General features: G+C 70.9%; 15 protein-coding genes and 2 tRNA genes. 4 read left to right on the top strand and 13 right to left on the bottom strand.

All coding sequences use genetic code 11. The features are described 5' to 3' along the window. Positions 1-114: 114 nt before the first annotated feature. From IF06_RS33230 to IF06_RS0124875, 6 genes are all read right to left on the bottom strand, one after another. Positions 115-980 (bottom strand): IS5 family transposase gene (locus IF06_RS33230; RefSeq protein WP_157551535.1). Its coding sequence is split into 2 segments (ribosomal slippage): positions 115-641 and positions 641-980, totalling 867 coding nucleotides; the frame shifts between segments, so codons are not numbered across the junction. Between the two features lie 162 nt (positions 981-1,142). Continuing rightward, positions 1,143-1,802, bottom strand: a complete 660-nt coding sequence (locus IF06_RS0124905; protein ID WP_157551533.1) for a hypothetical protein — start codon at positions 1,800-1,802, stop codon at positions 1,143-1,145. Positions 1,803-1,900: 98 nt separating this feature from the next. Then, entirely contained in the window at positions 1,901-2,443 is a 543-nt protein-coding gene (locus IF06_RS0124895) for a hypothetical protein (RefSeq protein WP_198039684.1), read from the bottom strand. A gap of 14 nt (positions 2,444-2,457) precedes the next feature. After that, the gene (locus tag IF06_RS0124890) at positions 2,458-3,039 is read right to left on the bottom strand and encodes a MauE/DoxX family redox-associated membrane protein (protein WP_030273891.1); all 582 of its coding nucleotides are present in this window, start codon (positions 3,037-3,039) and stop codon (positions 2,458-2,460) included. Between the two features lie 460 nt (positions 3,040-3,499). After that, a complete protein-coding gene (locus tag IF06_RS0124880) occupies positions 3,500-3,817 on the bottom strand; it encodes a hypothetical protein (RefSeq protein WP_157551531.1) in 318 nt (105 codons plus the stop codon). Positions 3,818-4,271: 454 nt separating this feature from the next. Beyond that, entirely contained in the window at positions 4,272-5,105 is an 834-nt protein-coding gene (locus tag IF06_RS0124875; protein ID WP_030273884.1) for a phosphoribosylaminoimidazolesuccinocarboxamide synthase, read from the bottom strand. Positions 5,106-5,224: 119 nt separating this feature from the next. On the opposite strand from IF06_RS0124875, the gene IF06_RS0124870 reads away from it, so the two are divergent. After that, the gene (locus IF06_RS0124870; RefSeq protein WP_013475256.1) at positions 5,225-6,547 is read left to right on the top strand and encodes an ABC transporter substrate-binding protein; all 1,323 of its coding nucleotides are present in this window, start codon (positions 5,225-5,227) and stop codon (positions 6,545-6,547) included. Positions 6,548-6,589: 42 nt separating this feature from the next. Here IF06_RS0124870 and IF06_RS0124865 read toward each other — a convergent pair whose 3' ends face one another. Beyond that, a complete protein-coding gene (locus tag IF06_RS0124865) occupies positions 6,590-6,838 on the bottom strand; it encodes a hypothetical protein (protein ID WP_013288392.1) in 249 nt (82 codons plus the stop codon). 135 nt (positions 6,839-6,973) lie between these two features. Between IF06_RS0124865 and IF06_RS0124860 the strand changes: the two genes are divergently transcribed. Both IF06_RS0124860 and IF06_RS0124855 read left to right on the top strand, forming a co-directional pair. Then, on the top strand, positions 6,974-8,506 hold the full coding sequence (locus tag IF06_RS0124860) for an MFS transporter (protein ID WP_013475254.1): 1,533 nt from the start codon (positions 6,974-6,976) through the stop codon (positions 8,504-8,506). Beyond that, positions 8,493-9,068 carry a TetR/AcrR family transcriptional regulator gene (locus IF06_RS0124855; RefSeq protein ID WP_030273882.1) on the top strand — a complete coding sequence of 192 codons (576 nt, stop codon included), beginning with the start codon at positions 8,493-8,495 and terminating at the stop codon, positions 9,066-9,068. Before IF06_RS0124860 ends, IF06_RS0124855 begins: the two co-directional genes overlap by 14 nt. Before the next feature lie 38 nt (positions 9,069-9,106). Here IF06_RS0124855 and IF06_RS0124850 read toward each other — a convergent pair. The 6 genes from IF06_RS0124850 to IF06_RS0124825 form a co-directional block, all read right to left on the bottom strand. Continuing rightward, a tRNA-Met gene (locus IF06_RS0124850) sits at positions 9,107-9,183 on the bottom strand. 136 nt (positions 9,184-9,319) lie between these two features. Then, positions 9,320-9,393, bottom strand: a tRNA-Met gene (locus IF06_RS0124845). A gap of 50 nt (positions 9,394-9,443) precedes the next feature. Next, positions 9,444-10,370, bottom strand: coding sequence for a hypothetical protein (locus IF06_RS0124840; protein ID WP_013475253.1), 927 nt, complete (start codon positions 10,368-10,370; stop codon positions 9,444-9,446). Further along, complete coding sequence (locus IF06_RS0124835) at positions 10,360-10,869, bottom strand: RNA polymerase sigma factor (protein ID WP_013288396.1); 510 nt, start codon at positions 10,867-10,869, stop codon at positions 10,360-10,362. Before IF06_RS0124835 ends, IF06_RS0124840 begins: the two co-directional genes overlap by 11 nt. Before the next feature lie 149 nt (positions 10,870-11,018). Beyond that, positions 11,019-14,009: a UPF0182 family protein gene (locus IF06_RS0124830; protein WP_232236766.1), complete on the bottom strand. Its 2,991-nt coding sequence runs from the start codon at positions 14,007-14,009 to the stop codon at positions 11,019-11,021. 127 nt (positions 14,010-14,136) lie between these two features. After that, positions 14,137-15,150 carry a PDZ domain-containing protein gene (locus tag IF06_RS0124825; protein ID WP_030273878.1) on the bottom strand — a complete coding sequence of 338 codons (1,014 nt, stop codon included), beginning with the start codon at positions 15,148-15,150 and terminating at the stop codon, positions 14,137-14,139. Positions 15,151-15,265: 115 nt separating this feature from the next. On the opposite strand from IF06_RS0124825, the gene IF06_RS0124820 reads away from it, so the two are divergent. Next, positions 15,266-16,537 carry a zinc-dependent metalloprotease gene (locus IF06_RS0124820; RefSeq protein ID WP_082171395.1) on the top strand — a complete coding sequence of 424 codons (1,272 nt, stop codon included), beginning with the start codon at positions 15,266-15,268 and terminating at the stop codon, positions 16,535-16,537. The last annotated feature ends 91 nt before the right edge of the window (positions 16,538-16,628 follow it).

Here is a 16,628-nt window from a genome sequence, read left to right as displayed (position 1 = left end):
AAGATCCAGTCAGGGTTGGCTGCGGTGATCACCTGCACCCAGGGATCCTGACCGATCGTCCTGACTAGACAGACACCGGGGTTACGAGACGTCCCTTAGGCCCTGTCCTGTCGATCATGGAAGCCAGATGATGGCGGCGATGAGGACCAGGCTGGATCGGTAGAGGGACGCGCGTTTGGCGTAGCGGGTGGCCAGTTCGCGCCACTGCTTGAGCCGGTTGAAGCAGCGTTCCACGACGTTGCGCTTGCGGTAGACCTGCTTGTCGAAGGCCGGTGGTCGCCCGCCGTGGCTGCCCTTGGCGGCCCGGCGGGCGACCTGGTCGCTGCGTTCCGGGATGACATGTCGGATCCCGCGTTGTCGTAGGGCTCGGCGGGTCGAGTCATGCGCATAGCCCTTGTCCGCGATCAGCACGTCCGGTCGCTTGCGGGGCCGACCCGGTCCGGGCTCGTTGACGCGGATAGCGTCCAGCAGCGCCAACAGTTGCGGGTTGTCGCCGGCTTGGCCGGGGGTGAGCAGGACCGACAGCGGCCGTCCGCGTCCGTCGACGGCGAGGTGGATCTTCGTGCTCAACCCGCCGCGGGACCGGCCGATGGCCTCGCCATCTTGCGCACCAGGCGTCGCCGCACTTGTCGGGGAGCCCCTTTTTTGCGGGCGCCAGCGGCATGCTGGTGCGCCCGCACGATCGACGAGTCGATGCTGATCGTCCACTGCACCGGCGTGCCGTCGTCATGCACCTGCGCCGCCGCGAGAATCCGATCCCATGTCCCGTCGGCCGTCCACCGACGCAGGCGTTCGTGACAGGTCTTCCACGGCCCGAAGCGTTCCGGCAGGTCCCGCCACGGCGCGCCCGTGCGCAGCTTCCACAAGATCCCGTTGATGACCCGCCGGTGATCCCGCCACCGCCCCCGCGCACCGCCAGGCTCCGGCAACAGCGGCGCGATCACCGCCCACGCCTCATCGGTCAGCTCACCACGACGCACCACCGGCACATCGTCAACGACCAACCACTACAAGATCGGCAGGACACGCCCTAGCCCGGTCCTCCGACCCGGGTCGGTCCGCGTCGTCCCAGGCATGATCGCGTCCGCCCCGGACGTGGCCCGGCCCGCCAGGCCCCACGGAGGCGCCGGCCCTGCAGCGGTTCAGGATGCGACGGTCTGGGCGACGGCCACGAACCCGACGACGGCGGTGAGCAGCGTGACGACCTGCGCGAATCGACGGTGCCGGTTCAACATCCCCGAGATCCAGTGCGGCTCCCGCGACGTGCCGTCCTCACGGTCGGGCCGGGGTGGCACCAGAAGAATGGCCGCTGCGATCGGCAGGCCGAATCCCATGCCGTACGCGATGCCCTGCCACCAGGGCGCGACATTGAGCAGACCGAGAACGATCAAGGCCCATGTCGCGGCGGATATCCGGAACGTCGTCACGGCCAGTCCGGTGTCCAGTCCCCAGATCAGCGCCCCCCTGGTGTTGCCGTAGCGGAAGACCAGGTTCTTCGGGGTCTGACGGCGGAAGGTGATCGGGCACATCGTGCGGCGACGGAACGACAGGACGTCCAGCACGATCAGCGCGCCGATGCACACCAGTGCTGCCGCCAGGCGTGCCTTCTCCGGAAGCAGGTACGTGCCGAGGGCCATGCCGACGAAGTTGGCGATGCCGAAGAGTGCGGTCGCTGAGACCAGGAATCCGGCACAGAGCGCCCCTGTCGGCAGTCCTGCGTCGCGGAACCGGTGAGCGAGTGAGTTGCCCCCCTGCACCAGAGGGGTTCGAGGGGTGCCGCTGAGAGCCAGCGGACGCAACATCCCCACGAACGAAACGCCTCAAGGACTGAACAACTGGGCGAAGCCCGCGGTCATGGCCAGGACCACCATGGCCGGAACGACGAGATCAGACGGAGCGGTCATACATTCTCCGGCGCCACCGCAGCCTGCCGGGAGCCACCGACGTCACGTACCGAGGCGCGGACGAGTTCGAGTTGCCGGATCGAAGGAATGCTACTGGCGCGGGTCATCCGCCCATGCTCGATGACGACTGCGGCAGGCGTCAGCTTGAGCCCCAGTCCGGAGGCGATCTTGCCATCGCGGTCGATCAGAGTCCGCTCGGGATCCAGCCGGTAGCTCAGCGCGAGCTCGCCGGCGCCGTCCGCCCCCTGGCCGGGCTCGACGACCAGGAAGAGGTCGGGGTGGACGCTGCCGTCCAGCGAGGCGGCGATCGAGCGGCATGTGCCGCATCGGTCGGAGAGCAGAAGCACGACCCCCCGGACCGCGGTGTCCAGAGTCGCCGGCAGGCCGGCTCTGCTCGGCGTGCGGTCGGCCGGCAGATCGAGCGGGATCGGCCGGTCGACCAGACCGCTGTACTCCCGAAGTTGCTCGATGGTCCGGTACATCTCGACCTGCGAGCCGAGAAGCAGCAGGAGCAGCGTTCCCAGCAGCACGACGGCCACCGACAAAGCTATTGTCATCGAACCCCTTCAATCGTGTGGAGGCCGACGACAATGTCGGCCCGAGACTCCGCGGCCTCCTCGATGGCCGCCCGGTAGGCCGCGTCGTTCCGCCAGGCTCGAACGACCTTGACGGCGTGCAGCCCGGAGGAGGCGACGACGGCCAGGGCCAGGAGATTCAGACCCTGCGAAACGGACCACTGCGGCGGGGACAAGGTGAGCACAGCAGCCGCCGCCAGCCACAGCGGAAGAAGGATGATCTGCTTCCGGCCGAGAAGTCCGTCCGCGGCAGCGCCCAGACACGAACAGGCAACGGGCTGTTCGGCACGCAGACTCAGCGCGCCGGCTGCGGCGAAGGCCACGCCGAGAGCGGCCACGGCAACCGAGGGCCACGCCATCGCAGGAAACAGCATCAGGCCGACGGCCGTGCCGAGTTCTGCGACCGGCACCAGGACACGGAGGGGTGGAATCAGAACGTCCGGCACTCCCAGGCCGGCCAATGTCGAGCCGAACGAGGACTGCGCTTTGAGCTTCTCCACCCCACCGACGACGAACACGGCAGTCAGTGCAAAGGCAACAAGTGCCGAAAACAGAACCACGCGGTTACCCTCTTGCCTCGATCAGCAGCCGATGCCGTCATCCGCACCCGGCGCCGTCGTCCCACCAGATGGAGCAGTAGTAGACACCGCCCTGCCAGCAAGTACCGCTGTCCCTCTGGCATTCTCCGCAACCGATGATGCGCATGCCCGCCTGGCACCACCAGTACCTCTTGTAGCCCTTGCTGCAGGAGAACCTCTCGTCGCACCCACTGCACCTCGTGTTGCTGGCAAGTGAGCAGCAAGGCGACGCAAGGCCGGCTGCGGCGGGCCTGGAGGCCGCGAACACGCCGGACAGCCCGGCGACGATAGCGAGCCCTCCGCGGCCGAAGAACTTGAGGACGCCGCGGCGCCCGTCAGTCATCGGTTCGAGCCGACCAGAGCCAGATGATTGGACGGACGCAGTTGTATTTTGGGCAGGCGAAACCAACGTATCCATTGACAAGTCCTTGGGTGAGGCGGTCTAGGAATTCTTCGGAAGCGTCGCGAATGCAGACACCGGCTTCACACTCACGCATGAGAGTTCGCCGTTCACATCATTCTTGACGCAGAAGGCGATCGATTCCTCGGACGTCGCGCTTCGCGAGACCGTCGTTCCCGGATTCTGCAACCTGACCGTTCGCCCGGCGATTCGGGCGGATGACCCCGACGTGCCCTCCAGGTGGCCACGGATCGGCTCGACGAGCGGCATGACGGCTCCCGAGCCGGACTCGTCCAGCATGCCGGCGAGAATCACCCGGTCGCCCGGCTGGAGCTGCCAGCCGGCGGGGAAGCCGGTCACCGGTGCCACATGTCTGGCGACCACGGACCCGGAGGACGACAACACCTCCACCTCGGCGGCGCCGCCGGAGCTTCTGATCACCCTGGCGATGCGGGCTCGGCCAGGTGAGCTTGTCGGAGCTGCGGCATTAGCGGCAGTTACACCGACAGCCGCCGCGCCGGCGGCACCCGCCACCAGAGCCGCCGATCCAGAGATCAATGAACGTCGTGACAACCTGCCATGGCCGGCCATCTGCCTCCCCCGTCTTTTGTGGAGATGCCCTCCAACTCGCAGCCTGCCATCGACATGGCAACATGTCATTACGCTGCGCATCGAATCGGCAGGCGCTTCTGTCGCAGTTCGGGGAACCGTCGCAAATGGGTTTGACAGACGCCACCATTCGACTTGTTGCGCTGCACCCGCTGGGCACAGAGAACGGCACCGACCCGGGTCGCAGTTCGACCCGCACGTGAGGTCAGTCCCAACTGTTGCCGGTCAGCTTCTCGTACACCTCGACGTAGCGGGTCCGGGTCGCCTCGATGACCTCGGCCGGCACCTCGGGGGCGGGCGGCTGCTTGTCCCAGCCGCTCGACGTGGCCCAGTCCCGCACGTACTGCTTGTCGTAGGAGAACTGGGCGCGGCCCGGCTGGTACGACTCGGCCGGCCAGAACCGGGACGAGTCGGAGGTGAGCACCTCGTCGCCGAGGACCAGCGTGCCGTCCGGCGCCCAGCCCAGCTCCAGCTTCGTATCGGCGATCAGGATGCCCCGCTCGGCGGCGATCTCCGCGCCGCGCCGGTAGACGTCGACGGTGATCTGCCGCAGCCGCTCCGCGACCTCCGGCCCGACCTTGTCCACCACCTGCTCGTACGTGATCGGCTCGTCGTGCTCGCCCTTCGGCGCCTTGGTCGACGGCGTGAAGATCGGCTCGGGCAGGATCGACGCCTCGACCAGGCCGCGGGGCAGCGGCACCCCGGAGACCGAGCCGGTGCGCTGGTATTCGGCGAAGCCGCCGCCGGTCAGGTAGCCCCGGGCCACGCACTCGACCGGCACCATGTCCAGCCGCCGGCAGCGGATCGCCCGGCCGGCGAACTCCGCCGGCACGTCCGTCGCGGAGATCACATGGTTCGGCACCAGGTCGGACAGCTGCTCGAACCACCACAGCGACAGCGCGGTGAGCAGGCGGCCCTTGTCCGGGATCGGGGTCGGCAGCACCACGTCGTAGATGGAGACGCGGTCCGTGGCGACCAGGATCAGGTCCTCGCCGTCGGCGTAGACGTCCCTGACCTTGCCCGAGTGCAGAAGTTCCACGGCGCTAGTACACCATGACCGCCGGGGGTCGCCCGGCGCGCCCACCGGGCCCGCCCGGCGTTGACACCCCGCCGGGGGGCCGGTGAAATGATCCGTCCACCCCACCTTCGGAGAGACCTTTGCGCGCTCCGCAGTCCGTACCCCGTCCCGGGCTCGACCGGCGACGGTTCCTCGGCGCGCTCACCGGGCTGCCGATCGCCGGCGGGCTGCCGCTGCTCACCGGGTGCAGCCCGGAGGAGGTGGCCGCCGACGACGGCCCGATCGAGCTGTCCGTGTTCTGGTGGGGCGGCGCCCGCCGGGCCGCGGCCACGGAACAGGCGCTGCGGCTGTACTCGCAGCAGAACCCGCGGGTCAGCTTCCGGGTGACCTGGCAGGGGCTGGGCGGCTACTACGACCGGCTCGCCACCCAGGCCACCGGCGGGAACGCGCCGGACCTGTTCCAGATCGACGACACGTTGCTCGCCGAGTACGCGGGCCGGGACATCCTGCTCGACCTGACCCGGTACGTCGCCGACGATCGGCTCGACCTGCGCGAGGTGCCGGAGCAGCTGGCCCGCTACGGCCGGGTGGACGAGCGCACGGTGGGCGTACCGGCCGCGCAGACGAGCGCGGCGCTGGTATTCAACCGCCGGCTGCTACGCCGGCTGGGCCAGCCCGAGCCGCGTACCGGCATGTCCTGGAAGGAGTACGTGAGCTGGGCCGCGCGCGTCACGCGCGCCTCCGGCAACCGGGTGGCCGGCACCATGGACGCCTCCGGCGACTACCGGGCGTTCTGGCTCTGGCTGCGCGGCCAGGGCAGCGAGCTGTACCAGGGGCGGCAGCTCGGCTTCAGCTCCGCCGAACTGCTCGCCTGGTTCGAGTTCTGGGAGGTGGCGCGGTTCGACCGGGCCACACCGAGCGCCGCGCTGGTCGAGCAGGCCGACAGCGGCGAGCTGGCCCGCCAGCTCGTGGTCACCGGGCACACCGCAGCCTCCTTCGCCTGGTCGCACCAGCTGCCCGAGTTGCAGAGCCTGACCGACGACGAGCTGGGCGCTGTCGCCTTCCCGGGTACGCCCGCCGCCCAGTGGCCGCGCGCATCGATGTACTGGGCCGGTTTCCGGGGCACCCGCCACCCGGAGGCGGTGGTCGACGTGCTCGACTTCCTGACCACGAACGTGGCCGCCGGTCGGCTCCTCGGCGTCGAGCGCGGCCTGAACACCAGCAAGCAGGTGCGCTCGTTCGTCGCCGCGGAGGTGACCGGCCGGGCCGAGAAGCGCATGGCCGCGCTCGGCGCCGAGCTGGACGACCTGGCCGGCCCGTCACCCGCGCCGCCGCCGAAGGGGCACGCCGAGGTGCGCGAGCTGCTGATCGACGCGGCCGAGAGCATCCGCGGCAAGCGGGCCGGTGCCCGTACCGCCACCTCCCGCTTCATGGCCCAGGCGAACGCCGCCCTCGCCGAGTGACCCGCCCTGCCCCGCCCGGCGTGGGCGGGGCGGGCAGGGGTGTCAGCGCGGGGGGCGGTTGCGGCGGCCGCGGGTGAGCAGCACCACCAGCAGCACGATGCCGCCGACCACCACGAGGCAGCAGAGCAGGCCGAGGATGCCGAACCCGCCACGGGACCGCCGGCGCGCCGCCTCCACCACGATCTCGCCGGTGCCGGACGACGCCCAGGCCGCGACCGGTACGAAGACCGAGAGCACGACCGTACCGAGGACCGCGCCCAGGCGGCCCCACCACTTGTTCCATGCAGACATGTCCCCATCCTCGCCGAGGCCCGCAACCGGGGCACGGCGGACAGGGCGGATGTCTCCGGACACGTCGCGTCGTCGCCGCAGGCCGGGTGGCTTTACTCACGATTAGCCGTCCATTTGGACTGTTACGGTTCCCTGGTGACCTCCTCCCCGCCCTCGGTCCCCGCACCGGCCCTCGCCGGGAAGCGGGAATGGGCTGCCCTCGTGGTACTCGTCCTCGTGGTCCTTCTCCTGGCCGTCGACGGGACGGTCCTCTACCTCGCGGTCCCGTCACTGACCGAGGACATCGGGCCCACCGCCACGCAGATCCTGTGGATCGGGGACATCTACGCCTTCGTGCTCGCCGGGCTCCTGATCACGATGGGCAACCTGGCCGACCGGATCGGCCGCAAGCGCCTGCTGATGATCGGCACTGTGGGGTTCGGCTCGGCGTCCGTGCTGGCGGCCTTCGCCTCCACCCCGGAGGTGCTGATCGCGGCCCGTGCGCTTCTCGGCCTGGCCGGCGCCACGTTGATGCCGTCGACGCTCTCCATCGTCCGGTCGATGTTCGCCGATCGCGCTCAGCGGGCCCGGGCCATCGCGCTCTGGTCGGCCGGGGCGACCGCCGGGGCCGCGCTCGGCCCGCTGGTGGGCGGCGCGCTGCTGGAGCGCTTCTGGTGGGGATCGGTCTTCCTGATCAACGTGCCGGTCATGGTGCTGGCGCTGGTGGCGGGACGGCTGCTGCTGCCGGAGTCGAAGGGCGAGGCGCCGGCGCGGATCGACGTGGGTTCCTCGGCGCTGTCCATCGTCACGATCGTCCCGCTGGTCTTCGCCCTCAAGCGTCTGTTCAGTGACGGCGTCGACGCCCTCACCGTGGCGGCCACCGCTGTCGGGCTGCTGGCCGGATGGTGGTTCGTGCGGCGGCAGAACCGGCTGGCGGTGCCGCTGCTCGACGTCTCGCTGTTCAAGGTGCCGGCGTTCTCGGGCGCGCTTGCAGCCAACGTGCTGGCCATCTTCGGGTTCCTGGGTCTGCTGTTCTTCTTCTCCCAGTACCTCCAGCTGGTTCGCGGCTTCGGCCCCCTGAAGGCAGGCGCCGCCGAGCTGCCCGGGACACTCGCCGCGGTGCTCGTCGTGGCACTGATCGGCGTCCTGCTGTCGCGGCTGGGGGCGGGCCGCGCAATCGGGCTGGGACTGCTGGTCGCCGCCGTCGGGCTCGCCGTCATGGGGACGAGCGTCGACTTCCGGAGCTACTGGGGCCTGGGCATCGGCCTCGCCGTCATCGGGCTCGGCATCGGTGTCGCCATGACGCTCTCGACGGACGCCGTCGTCGGCGCCGTCCCGGAGCGGCGCGCGGGCGCCGCGTCGGCGGTGGCCGAGACGGCGTACGAGCTGGGCGGCGCGCTCGGCATCGCCGTCCTCGGCTCGTTGCACGGGCTGCTCTACCGTTCGTCGCTGACGCTCCCCGCCGGGACCACCGCCGCCGATCGGGCGCTGGCGGAGGACTCCCTGGCCGCGGCCGTGTACGGGTCACCGGCGCCCGGCGTCGTGGCCGCTGCGCAGGACGCCTTCGCCCAGGCGATGCAGTCCGCCACCTTCGTCGCCGCCGTGATCCTGGTCGGCGCCTCGGTGGTGGCCTGGAAGGTCATCCCCTCCGAGCCCGTGTCTGCTGGAGGTGCTCGTGCCGGACACTGACCGTCGTCCGATCCGCGATCGCGCACGCACCCGGCGGGCCGTGCTGGACGCCGCCGAACGGGTGGTCACCCGGCACGGCGCCAACGTCAGCCTGGCCGCCATCGCCCGGGAGGCGGGTGTCACCAAGAGCGGCCTGATGCACCACTTCCCGTCCCGTGAGGACCTGTTCGCCGCACTGGTCGAGCAGGTGATCACCCGATTCTGGGAGGAGGTGAACGCCCACGTCGACCCCGGCGACGACCGGCCCGGCGCCTTCACCCGCGGCTACGTGCGCGCCCTCACCGGGGACAGCGCGTACCTGGCGGAACTGAACAGCGCCACCGGCCTGCTCGCGCAACTCGGGATCGACAGCATGGAGCACGTGCTCGCGGTGGATCCCGAGGACCCGGCGCGCTGGAACCGCGCCTTCGAGGCCGACGGCCTGCCACCGGGCCGCGTCTGGGCCGTCCGGTACGCCGCGGAGGGACTCGCCATCGGCATCGGCACCGCCTATGTCACTGACGAGCAGCTCCGGCTGGCCCGCGCGGAACTGCTCGCACTCACCGAGACGGCCCCGGAATGAGTTCAGGCCCGGAATCCGTGGATTCCGGGCCTGAACCTTGGTAGCGGGGACAGGATTTGAACCTGCGACCTCTGGGTTATGAGCCCAGCGAGCTACCGAGCTGCTCCACCCCGCGTCGGCTCACAAAGCTTATCGCACCCCGATCCTGGAGATCAGCCGGGTACCCGGATCCGCTGCCGACCGTTCCCGGGACGCCTCGGGCAGGAACGGCGAAGGGCCCCGGAGAGAACTCCGGGGCCCTTCGTCACGAGTAGCGGGGACAGGATTTGAACCTGCGACCTCTGGGTTATGAGCCCAGCGAGCTACCGAGCTGCTCCACCCCGCGTCGGCTCGACAACCGTAGCGCACCGACCCGGGCAGGCGCAAAACGGGTACTCAGTCCAGCCACCGCCGGATCGCCTCGACCGCCCGGCGGCTGTCCGCGTCGAACTGGGCGCGCTGGGTCGAGGTGCTCTCCCAGCCCTGTTCCCACAGCACCGTCACCACGTCGCCGGAGCGCACCGCGCGTACCAGGTGCACCTCGTCGCCGCCGCTCGGATCGCCGTTGGCGTCCCGGTACGGCGTCCGCGTCTCGAACAGCACCGACTCGTCGCCGTACCCGCTGTCGGGCAGCAGACGCTGCCGCACCGTCACCGGCGGCGTGCCCCGGGCGGGCTGCTCGGGGCACGCGCGTACCGCCCCGCGCAGCTCGGCCAGCGCCGCGCCGGCGCCGCCGGACCGGTAGATCGTGATGCTGTGCCGGTAGTTGCCGGACGGCACCTCGTCGGCCGGTGCGCCGGCCCGCCGGTACGGCAGCGACCGGGCCCGCTGCGCGACGACCCGCTCGTCGCCGGGCGTCGCGCCGCACAGCACCGGCAGGACCGGTCCCGGGCCGAAGTAGTTGCCGGTGCCGGCGTCGTTCGCGGCGGGCAGCACGAAGAACGCCCGGTCCGGGATCGTGGTCGGGGTCGCCGCGGCCGGAGGCGTGGTGGTCACGATCGGACTGCGCGAGCCGGAGGTACGGCCGACGGCCGGCGGCGGCGTGGTGGGCGACGGCGCGACCGAGGGCGCGGCGGCCGACGGCCGCGGGGTGGGCGTACCCGCGGGGGGTGGAACCGGGACGGGCCCCGGCCCGGCGGCGAGCACCAGCCGGCTTCCGGCCACCGTGCCGGCGACCAGCCCGGCGGCGGCCAGGACGGTGATCGCGGCGCGGCGCCGGGCCCAGCGGTCGGCGCTGCGGCGCAGCCGGTCCGGTGCCGGCAGCACCCGCTCGTCGGTGTCGGCGGCGAGGGACCGGTAGTAGCGGTGCAGTTCACGCGACATCGTTGACCTCCAGCTCCTCGGCGGCGACGCCGGGCAACAGCTCGGCCAGCCGGGCCCGTCCCCGGGACAGCCAGGACTTCACCGTGCCGGTGGGCACGCCGGCCTCCCGGGCGATCTCCTCCACCGGCAGGTCGAACAGGTAGTGCAGGGCGAGCGCCTGCCGGTGCCGGGGCGGGAGCTGCCGCAGCGCCGCGACCAGCAGCACGGTGTCCTCGCCGGGCGGTCCGACATCGGGTGGCGGGCCGGTGCGGCTGGCCGCGAGGCGCCACCCGCGCAGCCGCCGGAACCGGTCGGTCGCCAGCCGGCTGATCACCAGCCGCAGCCACGCCTCCGGCGCGGGATGGCCGGCGAGCTTCGCCCACTGCCGCCAGGCCCGGGCGTACGCCTCCTGCACGAGATCCTGGGCCTCGGCCGGGTCGCCGGCCACCGCGTAGCCGTACCGGACGGCCCGCCCGGACGTGCTGCGGTAGAAGTCGTCGAAGCTGTCCGCGTCCCGCATGTGCCCTCCCGCCCCCACACGTTCACCTGCACTGTTGACGGCGCGGCGGGGTGCGGGGTTGCGGCCGGGGAGTCCGCTTCACGACACGAGCCCGTGGCCCGGGTGACCGTTGCGGTCCCGGACCACGGGCTCGTGGTGTCAGCTCGGCGTCAGCCGCCCGGTGTCGGCGCGGGCGACGTCGGCGCCGGTGGCGAGACGCTGCCCGACGGCGCCGGGTTGCCCGAGCCGTTCGCCGCGGCCTGGGCCTGCTGGAACGCGCTCATCGCCTCGTCCAGCGCCTTCAGCGCACGCCCGTACCGCTCGAAGTCGCCGGACGTCTGCGCGGCCTTGACCTCGGCGATCGCGGTCTGCACCCGGGCGGCCGCCTGGGCCAGCTCCCCGCTCATCGGCGGCGGCGTGTTGTTGTTGTCGCCCCCGGTGGGCGGCGGCGTGGGGTTGTCGTCGGTGCTGGGCGGTGGGTTGTTGTTCGGCGCCCGCTTGCCCTGCTCGACGAGCTGTTTGATGCCGTCGCTGAGGTTGTTGGCGAGCACCACGTACGAGCCGCCGTCACCGTAGGAGAGCAGCACCTTCTGCAACAGCGGGTACGCGTCCTGGCTGCTGCTCTTCACGTACACCGGCTCGACGTAGAGCATGCCGTCGGCGAACGGCAGCGAGAGCAGGTTGCCGTACTGCACCTGCGCCTGGTTGGACGAGAGCAGGTTGAGCTGCTGCCGGATGTCGCCGTTGTTGGTCATCTGCTGGTGCACCTGCGTCGGCCCGGAGATCCGGGTCTGGTCCGGCAGCTCCAGCACCTCCAGCTTCGGCTGCCCGTCGACGTACGACCCGGAGACCAGCGCGGCGAGGTTCTGCCGCCCGTTCGGGGTGACCGCCGAGGTCAGCTGGAAGCGTGGACCGTCCTGCCCGGGGAACTGGGTGAACAGGTAGTACGGCGGCTGCTTCTGCCCGCTGTCCGGCGCGTCCGGCACGTTCGGCACCTGCCAGAAGTCCTGGCCGGAGTAGAAGTCGCCGGGGTCGGTGACGTGGAACTTGGTCAGCAGGTTGCGCTGCACCTTGAACAGGTCGGCCGGGTAGCGGAAGTGCTCGGCCAGTTCGGCCGGGATGTCGCCCTTGGGCAGCACCAGGTCGCCGCCGAACGCCTTGTTCCACGCCTTGAGCACCGGGTCGGTGTCGTCGTACGAGTAGAGCTTGACCGTGCCGTCGTACGCGTCGACAGTCGCCTTCACCGAGTTGCGGATGTAGTTGACGTTCTCCCGGGCGAGCTGGAACGTGCCCCGGCCGGTCAGCTCGTCGGCGGTCTCGGCCTGGAGGTTGACCCGCTCGGCGTACGGGTAGGTCGCGGCCGTGGTGTAGCCGTCGATGATCCACAGGACGCGCCCGTCGACCACCGCCGGGTACGGGTCGCCGTCGAGCGTGAGGAACGGCGCGACCTTCTCCACCCGGTCGCGCGGGTTACGCACGTACAGCAGCTTCGAGTTCTCGTTGACCGCCTCGGAGAGCAGGAAGTTCGACTCCTGCTCCTTGATCGCGTAGAGCAGCCGGCGCGGGAACGAGCCGATCTTGACGCCGCCCTCACCGGTGTAGGTGTAGTACTGCTCGCCGCCGGTGGAGGTGGGCCGGTCGAACTCGACGTTGCGCTCGCCGGTCTGCCCGACGATCGCGTAGTCGTCCGGCTCCATCCGCTCGCCGTAGTAGATCCGCGGCTGCTGGGCCGGGATCTCCTCGGTCGGCGCGGAGCACGCCTCCTGTGCCTTGTCGCCGAGGAAGCCGGAGACGAAGTACGGCTGGCCGCCGCAGACCACCTGGTTCGCCGGGGCGGCCACCAGGCCGTACCCGTGGGTGTAGACGGTGTGGCGGTTGATCCAGTTGCTCTGCTGGTCGGTCAGCTCGCCGTAGTTGATCTCACGGACGCCGACCACGTAGTCGGAGGTCTTGTCCTTGACCGAGTACCTGTCGATGTCCAGCTTCGAGCCGAAGTCGTAGAAGCCGCGGACCTGCTGGAGCTGCGTGTACGTCTCGGAGACCAACTGCGGGTCGAGCAGCCGGATGTTCGACACCACTGACGTGTCGGTGGCCAGGCTGGCGGGTGGAACGAGGTTGCTGGCCGCGTACGGTGTGGTCTTCGTGCCGTCGAGGCTGAACGCGGTGCGGGTGGCCTTGATGCTGCGTTCGATGTACGGCGCCTCCTTGTCCCGGGCGCTCGGCTTGACCTCGAACGTCTGCACGGCCCACGGGTAGATGCCGCCGATCGCCACCGCGGAGACGCCCAGCAGGGCCAGCGAGATGCCCGGCCAGACCAGGTTCCGCATGACCGCGTTGGAGAACACGATGATCGCCAGCGCCACCAGGACGGAGATCCAGGCGAGGATCTCCTTCGCCGGGAGCAGCGCGTTCACGTCGGCGTAGCCGGCGCCGTAGAGCTTGGCGCCCTCGTTGTACTCCAGCAGCATGGCCCGCCGGTCCAGCACGTAGGCGACGGCCTTGAGCAGCACGAACACGGCTACCAGCGTGCTGAGGTGGGCGCGGGCGGCGTTCGTCATCCGGTCGCCGACGCCCTGGAGGCGCACGCCGCCGAAGATGTAGTGCACCGCCAGCGCGCCGAGCAGCGACAGCACCACGACTGTGAAGCCGACGCCGAGCAGGTAGCGCCAGAACGGGAGCTGGAAGACGTAGAAGCCGACGTCGACGCCGAACTCCGGGTCCTTCACGCCGAAGTCGCCGCCGTTGCGGAACAGCAGCCACTGACCCCAGCGGCTCTGCGCGGAGAGGCCGGCGAACAGCCCGACGACGGCGGCGGCGAGCGCGATCCAGGTGCCGAGCCGCGGGCTCAGCAGCATCCGGTAGCGCTCCAGCGTGGCCTGCTCGGCCGAGTGCGGACGCATCTTGGGCCGCAGCCGGTGGGCCAGCCAGAGGTTGCCGCCGACGAGCAGCGCCATGCCGACGCCGACAACGAGGAACAGCAGCAGGCGGGTGGCGAGCACGCCGGTGAAGACCTGGGTGTAGCGGACCTCGTCGAACCAGAGCCAGTCGGTCCAGGCGTTGACGCCCCACCCGAGGAGGGTGAACAAGATGAACACCCCGATCAGGACACCGATGGTGACGCGTCCGCGCCGGCTCATCCTCGGTAAGGGACTGCTACGCATGACCACTGTTGGCTCCGCACGCTCGATGTGATCGGCTCCGACCAGGCACCAAGAGTACGGGGTGTTCCTGAGCACGTCGGGTCAAGGTCACGTCACGATCCGCCCGCCGGCCGCCGCCCGGCCCGCCTCAGCAGCGCGTCGGCTGTCCCCCGGCGCGCAGCGTCTCGAGTGCCTTCAATGCCTCACCCAGCGTGGCGACCCTCAGCAGCGGCAGTCCCGGCTGCGGGTTGCGGACCGCCTCGGCGCAGTTGTCGGCGGGCACCAGGAACGCCTTCGCGCCCGCGTCCTTGGCGCCGACCAGCTTCTGCGCGATGCCGCCGATCGGACCGACGCGACCCTCGTCGTCGATGGTGCCGGTACCGGCGATGATCTTCCCGCCGGTGAGGTCGGCGGGCTCCAGCTTGTCGATGATGCCGAGCGAGAACATCAGCCCGGCGCTCGGCCCGCCGATGTCACCCAGGTCGATCTTCAGGGTGAACGGGTGCGGCTGCTGCTGGTCGATCTCCACACCGATGCGCGGGCGGCCGTCCTGCTCTCGGCTGGTCACCGTCGCCGTACCCGGTGTGTCACCCCGGGTGTAGCCGATCGTCAGCGCGGTGCCCGCGGGCTTCGCCCGGATCAGCTCGGTGAGCTTGGCCGCGCTCGTCACCGGCACCCCGTCGACCGACGTGACCACGTCGTCGGGGCGCAGCACGTCGACCGACGGGCCGCCCGGCGTGACCGCCTTGACCAGCACCTTGATCGGGTAGCCCAGCTCGCGCAGCGCCGCCGTCTCGGCGCTGGTCTGCGAGTTCTGGAAGTCCTCCGCGTTGCGCTTCTCGACCTCTTCCTGCGACTCCCCCGGCGGATAGACCAGCTCCCGCGGCACCACCGCCTCGTCCGAGGAGAACCATCCGGCCAGCGCCGACCGCAGCCGCACGGTCGGCTGCACACCGACAGTGGTGAGCCGGAGCTGACCGGCGGAGGTGGACGTCGCGCGGCCGGTCACCTGGATGACCTCCTTGCCGTCCTCACTGCCCAGCGTGTTCACCGTCGGACCGGGGCCGAGCACCACGTACGGCAGCGGCACGCTCAGCACGCCGACGCTGAGCAGGGCGGTGAGCAGGGCACCGAGGAGGACGGTCACGCCGCGACGTCTCATGGGCCAGAGCGTACCGATCCGTACCGTGCCATCCGGCGCGGTGACCGGCGGACTTCGCCCTCAGCGCAACGCCGAGTGGCACGACCTGCGGCGGGCCCCGCGTACCGTAGACGTCGTGCCTGATATTCCGTTCGGCTTCGCGCTCCCGGGTGGTCAACCACCGGACCCCAACGATCCCGCGGCGATGCAGCAGTTCATGTCGCAGTTGCAGCACCTGCTCTCGGCGCCGGGCAGCGGGCCGGTCAACTGGGACCTCGCCCGGCAGGTAGCCGCCAGCCAGCTCGCCGCCGCCGGCGACCCGGCGGTGTCGCCGTTCGAACGCAACGCGGTCGAGGAGGCGCTGCGCATCGCCGACCTCTGGCTGGAGCCGGCGACCTCGTGGCCCTCCGGCATCCGCACCTCGGTCGCCTGGAACCGCAACGAGTGGATCTTCAAGACGCTCGACGTGTGGCGCAAGCTCTGCGACCCGGTGGCCAGCCGGATGGTCGGCGCGATGGGCGACCTGGTGCCGCCGGAGGCCCGCGCCCAGCTCGGCCCGATGCAGTCGATGGTCGCCACGCTCGGCGGCGCCCTCTTCGGCGGCCAGCTCGGCCAGGCGCTCGGCTCGCTCGCCGCCGAGGTGCTCTCCGCCGGTGACATCGGCCTGCCGCTCGGCCCCGCCGGCACCGCCGCGCTCGTCCCCGCCAACATCAAGGTGTACGGCGAGGGCCTGGAGCTGCCCGAGGACGAGGTACGCCTCTACGTGGCCCTGCGCGAGGCCGCCCACCAGCGGTTGTTCCAGCACGTGCCGTGGCTGCGCGGGCACGTGCTGACGGCTGTGGAGAACTACGCCGCGGGCATCCGGGTCAACCGGGAGGCGATCGAGGAGGCGATGGGCCGGGTCGACCCGACCGACCCGGAGTCGATGCAGGCGATCGCCCTGGAGGGCATCTTCACGCCCGAGGACACGCCCGCGCAGAAGGCGTCGCTGGCCCGGCTGGAGACCGTGCTCGCCCTGGTCGAGGGCTGGGTCTGCCACGTCGTCGACAGCGCCGCCGGTGACCGCCTCCCCAACGTCGTACGCCTCGGCGAGGCGTTCCGCCGCCGCCGCGCCGCGGGTGGCCCGGCCGAGCAGACGTTCGCCGCGCTGGTCGGCCTCGAACTGCGGCCCCGCCGCCTGCGTGAGGCGACGGTGCTGTGGGCGGCGCTGACCGAGCACCGCGGCATCGCCGGCCGGGACGCGGTCTGGGGCCACCCGGACCTGCTGCCCTCCGACGACGACTTCGCCGCCCCGGAGGCGTTCGCCACGACGAGCACCGACCTCGACGACGAGCTGGCGAACTTCGACTTCTCCGCCCCCGGCGCCCCGGAGGAGAAGTCCCCCGGCGAGGACGACGACAAGCACTGACGCGTACGCGAGCGGGGCCCGCACGGTTCACCGTGCGGGCCCCGTCCGCGTTCCCCGCCCCGCCCTCGCCCATCTCACCGTCGATCTTGGA

Origin of the sequence: Micromonospora globosa, from assembly GCF_000717585.1 — a bacterium.
Classification (GTDB): domain Bacteria; phylum Actinomycetota; class Actinomycetes; order Mycobacteriales; family Micromonosporaceae; genus Micromonospora; species Micromonospora aurantiaca.
The sequence above is the reverse complement of the archived record's forward strand: the minus strand, read 5'-3'. Positions and strand labels throughout refer to the sequence as shown.

Bases quoted from the DNA above. Each gene is read 5' to 3' on its own strand.
- IF06_RS0124905 (WP_157551533.1), bottom strand. From the start codon at position 1,802: ATGTTGCGTCCGCTGGCTCTCAGCGGCACCCCTCGAACCCCTCTGGTG.
- IF06_RS0124830 (WP_232236766.1), bottom strand. From the start codon at position 14,009: ATGCGTAGCAGTCCCTTACCGAGGATGAGCCGGCGCGGACGCGTCACC.
- IF06_RS0124865 (WP_013288392.1), bottom strand. From the start codon at position 6,838: ATGTCTGCATGGAACAAGTGGTGGGGCCGCCTGGGCGCGGTCCTCGGT.
- IF06_RS0124835 (WP_013288396.1), bottom strand. From the start codon at position 10,869: ATGCGGGACGCGGACAGCTTCGACGACTTCTACCGCAGCACGTCCGGG.
- IF06_RS0124840 (WP_013475253.1), bottom strand. From the start codon at position 10,370: ATGTCGCGTGAACTGCACCGCTACTACCGGTCCCTCGCCGCCGACACC.
- IF06_RS0124825 (WP_030273878.1), bottom strand. From the start codon at position 15,150: ATGAGACGTCGCGGCGTGACCGTCCTCCTCGGTGCCCTGCTCACCGCC.